The 12,811-nt window shown below is 60.1% G+C and carries 5 protein-coding genes; 1 reads left to right on the forward strand and 4 read right to left on the reverse strand.

All coding sequences use genetic code 11. The features are described from left to right. Nucleotides 1-124 precede the first annotated feature (124 nt). From A8O26_RS05655 to aceE, 4 genes are all read right to left on the reverse strand, one after another. Entirely contained in the window at nt 125-2,821 is a 2,697-nt protein-coding gene (locus A8O26_RS05655; protein ID WP_064117139.1) for a putative bifunctional diguanylate cyclase/phosphodiesterase, read from the reverse strand. 243 nt (nt 2,822-3,064) lie between these two features. Beyond that, nucleotides 3,065-4,462, reverse strand: a complete 1,398-nt coding sequence (locus A8O26_RS05660; protein WP_064117140.1) for an alkaline phosphatase D family protein — start codon at nt 4,460-4,462, stop codon at nt 3,065-3,067. A gap of 279 nt (nt 4,463-4,741) precedes the next feature. Then, nucleotides 4,742-6,715: a dihydrolipoyllysine-residue acetyltransferase gene (aceF, locus tag A8O26_RS05665; protein ID WP_064117141.1), complete on the reverse strand. Its 1,974-nt coding sequence runs from the start codon at nt 6,713-6,715 to the stop codon at nt 4,742-4,744. Between the two features lie 11 nt (nt 6,716-6,726). Further along, nucleotides 6,727-9,372, reverse strand: a complete 2,646-nt coding sequence (gene aceE, locus A8O26_RS05670; RefSeq protein WP_007915682.1) for a pyruvate dehydrogenase (acetyl-transferring), homodimeric type — start codon at nt 9,370-9,372, stop codon at nt 6,727-6,729. Nucleotides 9,373-9,756: 384 nt separating this feature from the next. On the opposite strand from aceE, the gene glnE reads away from it, so the two are divergent. Further along, on the forward strand, nt 9,757-12,696 hold the full coding sequence (gene glnE / locus A8O26_RS05675) for a bifunctional [glutamate--ammonia ligase]-adenylyl-L-tyrosine phosphorylase/[glutamate--ammonia-ligase] adenylyltransferase (RefSeq protein WP_064117142.1): 2,940 nt from the start codon (nt 9,757-9,759) through the stop codon (nt 12,694-12,696). The last annotated feature ends 115 nt before the right edge of the window (nt 12,697-12,811 follow it).

Below are 12,811 nucleotides of genomic sequence, written 5' to 3' on the forward strand. Positions count from 1 at the left end.
GCACTATCCAGATGTGCGAGCGAGCCTGCTCGCGAAAGCGGTGTGTCAGGCGACGATGATGTCGACGGTTTTATCGCCTTCGCGAGCAGGCTCGCTCCCACAGGGGATCTTCGACAGATGGGATTTACAGGCAGAGTGGGCCGCGCGGGTAGCGTTTCAGCGCCTGGATCAGCTCGCCGCCCGGGATCGGCCGGTCGAACAGGTAACCCTGGCCGACGTCGCAGCGATGGCGACGCAGGAACGCTAGTTGCTCGGCGGTCTCGATGCCTTCGGCCACGACCTTGAGCTTCAGGTTATGCGCCATGGCGATCACCGCCGAGGTGATTTCCATGTCGTCCTGATTGTCGGGGATTTCATGGATGAAGCTGCGATCGATCTTGATGATGTCGATCGGGAATTTCTTCAAATAGCTCAGCGACGAATAACCGGTACCGAAGTCGTCCATGGCCAGCGTCAGCCCGAGGCGCTTGAGCTGGTCGAGCTGCAAGTGTGTGTCTTCGGTGGCTTCCAGCAGCAGGCCTTCGGTCAGTTCCAGTTCGAGCAGATTGGCCGGCAGCGCTTCTTCCTTGAGGATGTTGGCGATGGAGGCGACCAGGTCCGGGTCGGAGAACTGTTTCGGCGACAGGTTGATCGCCACTTGCAGATTGCCCATGCCGGCGGCGGTCAGGGCTTTGCTCATGCGGCAGGCCTGACGGGCGATCCATTTGCCGATCGGAATGATCAGGCCGGTTTCTTCGGCGACGCTGATGAACTGATCCGGGCGGATCATCCCGCGTTCCGGGTGATTCCAGCGCAGCAGCGCTTCCATGCCCAGCAGGCGACCGCTGCGCAGGCACAGCTTGGGCTGATAGAACACGTCCAGTTCGTTCTGGGTCAGAGCGCGGCGCAGATTGTTCTCGACGAACAGTTTGTAGCTGGCCTCGGCGTTCAGCGCCTCGGTAAAGACTTGCACCTGATGTTTGCCGTTGGCCTTGGCCTTGTGCAGCGCCAGACCGGCGTTGCGCATCAGGGTTTGCGGGTCGCGGCCGTGCAGCGGCGCGCAAGCCAGGCCGACCGAGCCGGTGACGCTGATCAACTGGTTATCGACGAACATCGGTTTATCCAGCGTCGCCAACAATTGGTTGGCGATCTGCTGACCGGTCGCAAGATCGGTGTCGTCGAGCAGCACGGCAAATTCGTTACTGGCGAAACGCGCGAGGCTGCCGCTCGGGCTCAGGCTGTTGCGCAGGCGTCGGGCCAGACTGATCAGCAGTTTGTCGCCGGTCTGATGGCCGAGGCTGTCGTTGATCCGCTTGAAGTTGTCGATGTCGACCAGCAACAGGCTGATCGGGGTGTCGCTATCGCGGGCGAAACGTTCGTCGAGATTGCGGATAAACGCCGGGCGATTGCCGAGGTTGGTCAGGTTGTCGGTGTAGGCCAGGCGCTCGATGCGCTGTTGCGCCAGTTTGGTTTGGGTGATGTCTTCGTAGATGCCGATGTAATGCGTCAGCTCGCGGTTATCACCGTAAACCTTGGAGATCGACAACTGGCCCCAGTAGGGTTCGAGGTTCTTGCGCCGGCTCTTGAATTCACCCTGCCAACTGTTGCTTTTGGCCAGCGCCGAGGGCGCATCGAACAGCAGTTCGCTGAGGTTTTCCAGCGCCGGCAGCTCGGACAGGCGCTGGCCGTGGACTTCCTCGGTGGTGTACTGGGTGATCGCGGTGAAACTCGGGTTGACGTACTCGACCACGCCGTCGCAGTTGACCAGCAAGAAGGCGTTGGCGCTTTGCTCGACTGCACGCTGGAACAAATGCAGGGCGCTGGTGGCGGTGCGGCGGTTGTGGTTATTGATGACTTGCGCGAACTGGTCGGCGAGCTCGCCGGCAAAGGCGATTTCATCGGATTGCCAGGCGCGGGTGACGCCGGTCTGCTCCAGGCACAACACGCCGACCACCTGGCCATCGACACGGATACTGGCGTCGAGCATGGCGTTGACGTCGCGCGGGCGCAGGGCTTCGGCCATCTCGCGAGTGCGCGGGTCGCGCATCGCGTTGTGTGCATCGATGGCGCGGCTGCTGTGCAACGCCTCCATGTAGTCGGGGAAACTGCTGACGTCGATCACGTCCGGCAGGATGTATTCCTGCGTCGCGCGGTGGTACGCCGAGATCGGCACCAGTTGCTGGTCTTCGAGGTTCCACAGGCTCGCGCAGTCGATTTCATAGATATCGCAGGCGCAACGAGTGATCAGTTCAGCGGCTTCCTGCAGCGAGTTGTGCGTGCTGTAGCGCTGGCGCGCGAGCAACAGAATCAAGTCCTGTTGGGCGCGCACGCGTTCCAGATGCTGCAGTTGTTCCTGCTGCGCGCGTTGATTGAGTTCAAGGGCGATTTGCAGGCGCGAATTCTGTGTTTCGAGATCGACCGACGGCAGCGCTGGCGCCTCGTCGAACACATCATCGACCGCCAGCAGGTAGCCGCGCAGCAGATGACGATTGTGTTGTTTATAGGCTTCGCCCAGTTCGAGGATGCTCAGCGCCCCGGCAGCGGTGTGCAGGGTGTAGCGCACCAGATAATGCGGGCTGGCGCCGAGTTGTTGCTGAATCGCGTCGTGCAGTTGATAACGCGCTTCAGGTTCCATCAGGCTGGCGTAGGGCGAACCGACCAGCGCGCACAGTTCAACGGCAGGTTGACCGAACTGGCGTTCGCAATTCGGATCGAGGAACAGCATCGCCCAGCTGGCTTCATTCAAGCGCTCGAAACGCAGCATGCCGAGCCGCGAGGGCACAGGCAACTGCGTCACTACCTCGGCCGCCATACGGCTGGCGGCATCGGGTTGGCTCTTCATGAAGGGAACTCGCTTGGAAATATGCTGAACGCGCCGGGCTCTCGCCCTCTTAACTGTTGCCTGCGGCAAGGTTGCATCATTGCGGCACCGACTGACAAGAGAGATGAAGGCCAAGTGCTATAAGAATATGTCGGCTGCGCTGCACATTTCTCCAGCGAGCGCTTGAAAGTAATGCTATTGAATGCAAGGAACGCCGTTCCAGAGCGGTCCTTGCCCTGTAACGGCGCACTGTTGAAGAGCGATTCAGCGTAACGGGATGACGATTGATTGCAGACGTTTGCCGTCGCGGTCATGGTAATTGATCAAAATTCGTTCAGCCTCGACCACCATGTGCGCGAAATTGTCTTCACTCACCACCGCACTGGTCAGCTCATGTCGATAATCGCCCGCCGCCGTGCGCACCAGTGGCTGATCCAGAATGAAAGTCGACGCCTTGGCATACGGCAGCAGTTTGCTGTTGCACAGCGGCGAGGAGACCACGGTGTGGACTTCGAAGTCCGGATCTTCGCTGTGGCTCAGGCGCGCGGTCAGCGAGCCATGGACATCCCCTGAGATGAACACAACGTTGTTGATCTGCCGGGTGCGGATGGTTTCCAGCAGGCGCAGGCGCTGCTGCGGGAAGGCTTTCCAGGCGTCATCGCCGTGAAGTTTGCGGTCCGGATAGAACATCACGCTGGTGACCACGAACTTGACCCGCGCCGTGCTGTGGGCCAGCCATTTGAGCAAGGCCTGTTCCTGCGCTTCGTCGAGGATGCGTCGATCTTCGGCGGACAAGTTGCGCCGGGTGCGGCTGTCGGTGACAAACCATTCGATATCGCCGTCGCTGAATTGATACCAGTAATGCTCAAGTAAGGTTCGATCTATTTCGCCGTTAGTGGTCAGTGGATGTACCGGGCTGTGACTGGCCTGATACAACTCATAAGCCGCCATGGCGTTGCGGTATAAGTCATCATCGGACTTGCTGGCATTGGCCGGCCAGTTATCTTCGATTTCATGATCGTCGAGAATCATATAAGTCGATGTGCCAGACATCAGCCGTTGAATATTTGGTTGGGAAAATGCGGCGCGGTATTTACTGAGAATATCGTTGTATTCGCGATCCGGTGCGATCAGATTCAAATCGTCGACGTAAATTTGGTCGCCGGTCATCATTATCGCGCTGATCGGCGGTTGTATGCCTTCGATCACTTGATTGATCGAAGCAAAGATGCGGTCACCCAAGTGTGGCAGTGAGGCGACGCCGGCGGTCAGGCGCAGGTAGCGGCAGGAACCGAGGATGTAGGCGCGGGGCTGCATGGCTTTGCTTGAACGGGTGCGCAGGCGATAGATCTCCCGTGGCCATTGCAGCGGCAGTTCGGCGACGCTGTCCGGGGTGTGCACCGGATTCATCGGGCTGAACCAGCCGGTCTGATATTCATATTCGGTGTCGGCACTCAAGTTGTTGAGGGCGAACACCTGCGTCATATCGTTCAACTCACTAAGGCGCGCGAAGAGACTGTTTGTCCATAGTTGTGTATCAGCAACGCGATAACGTATTCCGGCAAATACTGATGTAGGGGTTTGCAGGTTGCCGCGAATAAAGATGCGCGCGTGGTTAGTTGTGACGTGGCCGATAATCGGGCCGATAGTGGGTTTTAACATGTCGAATCCATTCGAATGAGTTTTAGAAAGTATGAGGATTGGCAAAGTTTGTTTAGTTAAATTCGCTGCGCCTAGGTTAGTTGTCTATTGAATGGAAAAGATCGTCGCCATGTCGACTAGGGTTGTGGCCGATATCAACACAGCGTGTGGGAAAAAAGGCCAAAGAGGTGTTTCTTCAGGCAAAAAAAAGCCCCGCCAAACTGGCGGGGTTGAGGTACGAGCGTGTGGCGCTCGAAAGGGTGCAGCAATCGGCCCGCCGTTGCCGGTGGGCCGATCGAGTTACAGCAGGATCGTGCGGATGTCCGCCAGCAGGCTGCCCAGACGCTGGGTGAAGCGTGCGGCAGCGGCGCCGTTGATCACACGGTGATCGTAGGACAGCGACAGCGGCAGCATCAGTTTCGGCTGGAAGGCTTTGCCGTCCCAGACTGGCTGGATGGTTGCCTTGGAAACACCGAGGATCGCCACTTCCGGCGCGTTGACGATCGGCGTGAAGCCGGTGCCGCCAATGTGGCCGAGGCTGGAAATGGTGAAGCAGGCGCCTTGCATGTCGTCAGCGGTGAGCTTCTTGTCGCGGGCTTTGGCGGCCAGCGCAGCGGCTTCGGCTGCCAGTTGCAACAGGCTCTTCTGGTCGACGTTCTTGATGACCGGTACCAGCAGGCCATCAGGAGTGTCGACGGCGAAGCCGATGTTCACGTATTTCTTGCGGATGATCGCTTTGCCGCTTGGCGCCAGCGAACTGTTGAAGTCCGGCAGCTCCTTGAGCATGTGCGCGCACGACTTGAGCAGCAGCGGCAGGATGGTCAGCTTGACGCCAGCCTTCTCTGCAACGGCTTTCTGTGCCACGCGGAACGCTTCCAGCTCGGTGATATCAGCCGAATCGAACTGAGTCACGTGTGGGATGTTCAGCCAGCTGCGGTGCAGGCTCGACGCGCCGATCTGCATCAGACGAGTCATCGGCACTTCTTCGATTTCGCCGAAACGGCTGAAGTCGACGACCGGAATCGGCGGGATGCCCGCGCCACCGGTTGCGCCAGCAGCAGCGGCCGGTGCTTCCTTGGCCTTCTGCATCATCGCTTTGACGTAAACCTGCACGTCCTCTTTGAGGATACGACCGTGCGGGCCGCTGGCGCCGACAGCGTTCAGCTCGACGCCGAACTCGCGGGCCAGTTGACGCACGGCCGGGCCGGCGTGAACTTTGGCGCCCGGTTTCGCTGGCGTAGCAGCCGGTGCGGCGGCTGGAGCGGCGGCAGGTGCAGGCGCAGCGGCAGCCGGAGCAGCAGCGGCAGGAGCACTTGGTGCAGCAGCGGCAGCTGGAGCCGGGGCAGCAGCAGGCGCCGCGCCTTTGACTTTCAGCTTCAGAATCAGGTCGCCGGTACCGACTTCGTCATCCAGCTTGATGGAAATGCTTTCCACCACGCCAGCGGCAGGCGATGGGATTTCCATGCTTGCCTTGTCGGACTCCAAAGTGATCAGCGACTGGTCGGCTTCAACGCTGTCGCCAGCCTTGACCAACACTTCGATGATCTTGGCTTTGCCAGCCGAACCGATGTCCGGAACGTGGATGTCCTGAACGCTGTCGGCAACCGGAGCTGCTGGCGCGGCTGCCTGAGCAGGCGCAGCGGCAGCGGCCGGCGCAGCAGCCTGAGCCGGAGCGGCCGCAGCAGGGGCCGCAGCACCCGCCACTTCCAGATCCAGAATCAGGTCGCCAGTGCCGACTTCGTCGTTGAGCTTGACGCTGATGGCCTTGACCACGCCAGCGGCAGGCGACGGGATTTCCATGCTCGCCTTGTCGGATTCGAGGGTGATCAAAGATTGATCAGCTTCGACCGTGTCGCCGACTTTGACCTGGATCTCGATGATCTGCGCCTTGCCCGAAGAACCGATGTCCGGCACGTGCACTTGCTGCACCGAAGCGGCAGCAGGAGCAGCGGCTGGCGCGGCAGCAGCAGGAGCGGCAGCCGGTTTGGCTTCAGCTTCTGCAGCCGGCGCAGCGGCAGGAGCAGGGGCCGCTTCAGCGGCGCCCTCGACTTCCAGCTCAAGCAGTTCGTCGCCTTCTTTCAGGCGGTCGCCCAGCTTCACTTTCAGGCTCTTGATGACGCCGGCTTTCGGGGCCGGCACTTCCATGCTGGCCTTGTCCGATTCCAGGGTCAGGATGCTCTGGTCGGCTTCGATACGGTCGCCGACCTTCACAAACAGTTCAATTACTTCACCTTCACCGCTGCCGATGTCAGGTACGCGAATGAGTTCGCTCACAAAATGTCTCCTCAGCAGTCCAGTGGGTTGCGTTTTTCCGGGTCGATGCCGAACTTGACGATGGCCTCAGCCACGACTTTAGGTTCGATATCACCACGGTCAGCCAGTGCTTCCAGGGCTGCCAACACCACGAAATGACGGTCGACTTCGAAGAAATGACGCAGTTTCTTGCGGCTGTCGCTGCGGCCGAAACCGTCGGTGCCGAGGACTTTGAATTCCTTGGACGGTACCCACTGACGGATCTGCTCGGCGAACAGTTTCATGTAGTCGGTAGAGGCGATGACCGGACCTTTACGGCCGTTCAGGCACTCTTCGACGTAGCTCAGCTTAGGCTTCTGGCCCGGCTTGAGACGGTTGCTGCGCTCGACAGCGAGGCCGTCGCGACGCAGTTCGTTGAAGCTGGTAACGCTCCACACGTCAGCGCCGACGTTGAACTCTTCACGCAGAATCTTCGCCGCTTCACGGACTTCACGCAGGATGGTGCCGGAGCCCATCAGCTGTACGTGGTGCGCCGCATCGCGGGTGTCTTCTTCGAGCAGGTACATGCCTTTCTTGATGCCTTCTTCGGCACCGGCCGGCATGGCTGGCTGCTGGTACGACTCGTTCATCACGGTGATGTAGTAGAAGATGTCCTGTTGCTCTTCGGTCATCTTCTTCATGCCGTCCTGAATGATCACCGCCAGCTCGTAGCCGTAGGTTGGATCGTAGGTGCGGCAGTTCGGGATGGTCGCGGCCAGCAGGTGGCTGTGACCGTCTTCGTGTTGCAGACCTTCACCGTTCAGGGTGGTCCGGCCGGCGGTGCCGCCGATCAGGAAGCCACGGGTACGGCTGTCGCCGGCAGCCCAGGCCAGGTCGCCAATACGCTGGAAGCCGAACATCGAGTAGAAGATATAGAACGGCAGCATCGGCTGGTTGTGGCTGGAGTACGAAGTACCGGCAGCGATGAACGAGCTCATGGCGCCTGCTTCGTTGATGCCTTCTTCGAGGATCTGACCTTTCTGGTCTTCCTTGTAGAACATCACCTGGTCTTTATCGACTGGCTCGTAGAGCTGGCCGACGGACGAGTAGATGCCGAGCTGACGGAACATGCCTTCCATACCGAAGGTACGGGCTTCGTCCGGGATGATCGGAACGATGCGCGGGCCGATTTCCTTGTCCTTGACCAGTTGCGCGAGGATCCGCACGAACGCCATGGTGGTGGAAATTTCACGGTCGCCGGAGCCGTCAAGGATGGCCTTGAGGGTGTCCAGGTCCGGAGTCGGCACGCTGAAGCTTTGTGCGCGGCGCTGAGGTACGAAACCGCCCAGTGCAGTGCGACGCTCGCTGAGGTAGCGGGCTTCGGCGCTGTTTGGCTCTGGCTTGAAGAACGGCAGGTTCTCCAGCTCTTCGTCCTTGACCGGGATGTCGAAACGATCGCGGAACAACTTCAGGCTGTCGACATCGACTTTCTTGGTGTTGTGCGCAGTGTTTTTCGCTTCGCCGGCACCGGTGCCATAACCTTTGATGGTCTTGGCGAGGATGACGGTAGGTTGTTCTTTGTGGTTGACCGCTTCGTGGTACGCCGCATAGACCTTGTACGGGTCGTGGCCGCCACGGTTGAGTTTCCAGATCTCGTCGTCGGACAGATCAGCAACCATCGCCTTGAGTTCTGGCGTGTTGAAGAAGTGCTCACGGACAAACGCGCCGTCTTTGGCTTTGTAGTTCTGGTACTCGCCGTCGATGACTTCGTCCATGCGACGTTGCAGGATGCCGTCGACGTCTTTGGCCAGCAGTGGGTCCCAGAAACGGCCCCAGATGACTTTGGTCACGTTCCACTGAGCACCGCGGAACACGCCTTCGAGTTCCTGGATGATCTTGCCGTTGCCGCGAACCGGGCCGTCGAGGCGCTGCAGGTTGCAGTTGATGACGAAGATCAGGTTGTCCAGCTTCTCGCGGCCGGCCAGGGAGATTGCGCCCAGGGATTCCGGCTCGTCGCACTCGCCGTCGCCCAGGAAGCACCAGACTTTCTGTTTGCCCGGCTGGATGAAACCGCGGTGTTCCAGGTACTTCATGAAGCGTGCCTGGTAGATCGCCTGGATCGGACCCAGACCCATCGATACGGTCGGGAACTGCCAGAAGTCAGGCATCAGCCAAGGGTGCGGGTAGGACGACAGGCCCTGACCGTCGACTTCCTGGCGGAAGTTGTTCATCTGGTCTTCGGTGATGCGACCTTCCATGAACGCACGGGCGTAAACGCCTGGCGAGGTGTGGCCCTGGAAGTAGATCAGGTCGCCGCCGTGTTCGTCGGTCGGGGCCTGGAAGAAGTAGTTGAAGCCGATGTCATACAGGGTCGCACTGGAAGCGAAGCTGGAGATGTGACCACCCAGGTCAGAATCTTTCAGGTTCGTACGCATTACCATGGCCATCGCGTTCCAGCGTACCAGCGAGCGAATGCGGCGTTCCATGAACAGGTCGCCAGGCATGCGTGCTTCGTGGGTTACCGGGATGGTGTTGCGGTAAGGCGTGGTGATGGCGTAAGGGAGCTGCGAACCGCTGCGGGTTGCCAGTTCACCCATACGGGTCATCAGATAGTGAGCACGGTCTTCGCCTTCTTTGTCGAGAACCGATTCCAGGGCGTCCAGCCATTCCTGGGTTTCGACGGGATCGAGGTCTTGCATGGCTTGCTCCAGGGCGGAAAGGCTTCCAGAATCGGTTGCCTGAGTTTGCGACTGGCCTTGTGGGCAGACGATTTAAAATTCTTGGATTGCCGACAGGTTGTTCCGGCGGCGTGTAGTTTTACTACAAATCTTTGAGCATTTCAGCCTTTCGGATGTATAGACGAGTAGTAAAACTACAGATGAAAGGCTTGTGGCCTCCGACTGCGTTGTGAGAATAATCGTTAAGGTTGGTCGATTGCCATCCGTAAAAGGTGAAACTTTGATGCTGGATGCTAAAGAAGAAGAAATTTCAGCTATTTCTAACTTTTGTTCGACAGTCCTTCGCGTAGCGGGTTTTCACCATTCACTACAAGCGGCCATTTACACGCCGATCAAGGATAGACCATGACCCTGCCCGTGCTTGCCGAACTGCCTGCCATTCTCTTGCCATTGGTCACTCGATCCGAGCAGTCGTTCCGTGCGGCCGTCGCCGCGCTGGAAGACGATCACGGCTTCTCTGGGTGGACGGCAGAGCGCTGGGCGCAGTTCGCTCGCGTCACCGCTGCCAGCGAGTTCGTCATTGAACAGAGCGTTCGTGACCCTTTGATGTTGCTCGCGCTGGTGCAGTCTGGCGAACTCGACCGGGCCTTTGCGCCGGGCGAACTCTGCGCGCAGATTGCCGCTGCTGTAAATGCAGCGCAAACCGAAGACGAACTCGGGCGCGCCCTGCGCCGCCAGCGCGCCCGCCATCAAGTGCGCATCATCTGGCGCGACCTGACCCGTCAGGCCGACCTGGTGCAGACCTGCCGTGACCTCTCGGACATGGCCGACGCCAGCATCGATCAGGCTTATCAATGGCTGTACAGCCGCCATTGCACACAATTCGGTACGCCGACCGGTCGCCGCAGTGGTGAGCCGCAGCAAATGGTCATTCTCGGCATGGGCAAGCTCGGCGCCGTCGAGTTGAACCTGTCTTCGGACATCGACCTGATTTTCGCCTACCCCGAGGGTGGCGAAACCGTCGGCGTGAAACGGGCGCTGGATAATCAGGAATTCTTCATCCGTCTCGGCCAGCGCTTGATCAAGGCGCTGGACCCAATGACCGTGGACGGCTTCGTGTTCCGCGTCGACATGCGCCTGCGTCCGTACGGTTCTTCCGGCGCGCTGGTGCTGAGCTTCAATGCGCTGGAGCAGTATTACCAGGATCAGGGCCGCGACTGGGAACGCTACGCGATGATCAAGGCGCGCGTGGTGGCCGGCGATCAGCTCGCCGGCGCGCAGTTGCTCGACATGCTGCGGCCGTTCGTTTACCGGCGTTACCTCGACTTTTCGGCGATCGAAGCGCTGCGCACCATGAAGCAGCTGATCCAGCAGGAAGTACGGCGCAAGGGCATGGCCGACAACATCAAGCTGGGCTCCGGCGGGATTCGTGAGGTCGAGTTCATTGCTCAGGCCTTCCAGTTGATCCACGGCGGTCGCGACTTGAGCTTGCAGCAGCGCCCTCTATTAAAGGTGTTGAGCACGCTGGAAGGGCAGGGCTATCTGCCGCCGGCGGTGATCGGCGAGCTGCGTGAGGGCTACGAATTTCTGCGTTACACCGAACACGCGATCCAGGCGATTGCCGACCGCCAGACCCAGATGCTGCCAGACGGCGCCCAGGATCAGGCACGCATCGCCTTCATGCTCGGTTTCGCTGACTGGGACACCTTCCACGAAAAACTGATGTTTTGGCGCGGCCGCGTCGCTTGGCACTTCGCTCAGGTGATCGCCGATCCCGACGAAGAAGAAGGCGCCGATTGTGAAGTCGTGGTCGGCGGTGAATGGCTGCCGTTGTGGGAAGAAGCCCAGGACGAAGAGGCCGCGTGCCGACAGTTGGAAGAGGGCGGCTTCCGTGATGCGAGCAAGGCCCTGAAAGCGCTGGCCGGTTTGCGCGGCAGCCCGCAATTGCGCGCGATGCAGCGTTTGGGCCGCGAGCGCCTCGATGCGTTTATCCCGCGTCTGCTCGCCCAGGCGGTGGAGCACGACAATCCGGATCTGGTGCTTGAGCGCGTGTTGCCGCTGGTTGAAGCGGTCGCCCGGCGTTCGGCATATTTAGTGCTGCTGACGGAAAACCCAGGCGCGCTGCGCCGCCTGCTGACGCTTTGCGCGGCGAGCCCGTGGATTGCCGAGCAGATCACGCGCTTCCCGCTGCTGCTCGACGAGTTGCTCAACGAAGGGCGACTGTTCAAGCCGCCACTGGCACCGGAACTGGCCGCCGAATTGCGCGAGCGGCTGACGCGGATCCCCGAAGACGATCTCGAACAACAGATGGAAGCCCTGCGCCACTTCAAACTGGCGCACCGCTTGCGCGTCGCCGCTTCGGAAATCGCCGGCAGCCTGCCATTGATGAAGGTCAGCGATTATCTGACGTGGCTGGCCGAGGCGATTCTCGAGCAAGTGCTGGCGCTGGCCTGGCGCCAGACCGTGGCCAAATACGGCACGCCTTTGCGCACCGATGGCAGTCTGTGCGATCCCGGCTTCATCATTGTCGGTTATGGCAAAGTCGGCGGTCTGGAGCTGGGGCATGGTTCCGATCTGGATCTGGTGTTCATCCACGACGGTGATCCGCAGGCGGAAACCGACGGCGCGAAGCCGATTGATGGCGCGCAGTTCTTTACCCGGCTGGGGCAGCGGATCATTCACTTGCTGACGGCACAGACCAACTCTGGCCAGTTGTATGAAGTGGATATGCGCCTGCGGCCATCCGGTGCCTCGGGGCTGTTGGTCAGCTCGCTGGGCGCATTTGCCCGCTATCAAGAAAATGAAGCCTGGACGTGGGAACATCAGGCGTTGGTGCGTGCGCGGGTCTTGGTCGGCAGTCAGGATGTCGGTCAGGCGTTCGAAAAGGTGCGCGCGCAGGTGTTGGGTAAAACCCGGGATCTTGCCAAACTGCAACAAGAAGTCAGCGAGATGCGCGCGAAGATGCGCGACAACCTTGGCAGCAAGAGCACCGCGGCCGGTACCGCGCCGAATGCCTTCGACGCCACGGCGCCGTTCGACCTCAAGCAGGACGCCGGAGGTATCGTCGATATTGAATTTATGGTGCAATACGCGGCCCTGGCGTGGTCGCACAGCCACCCGCCATTGCTGCGCTGGACCGATAACATCCGCATCACGGAAGAGCTGGAACGCGAAGGGCTGATGCCTGCCGAAGACGCCAGCCTGTTGCGCGAGGCCTACAAAGCCTACCGCTCCGCCGCCCACCGGCAGGCCTTGCAGAAGGACGCCGGGGTGATAACGGGCGATCAGTTTGCCGACGAACGCCGGCAGGTTTTGCGGATATGGAAAGAGTTGGGGCTAAGCTGAAAGCGGTTTGTGCAGCACCCCTATACCCTGTGGGAGCGAGCTTGCTCGCGAAGACGGAGTGTCAGACGACACCGATGTCGGATGTGACGGCCCCTTCGCGAGCAAGCTCGCTCCC

This window comes from Pseudomonas fluorescens (assembly GCF_001648775.1).
Taxonomy (GTDB): domain Bacteria; phylum Pseudomonadota; class Gammaproteobacteria; order Pseudomonadales; family Pseudomonadaceae; genus Aquipseudomonas; species Aquipseudomonas fluorescens_M.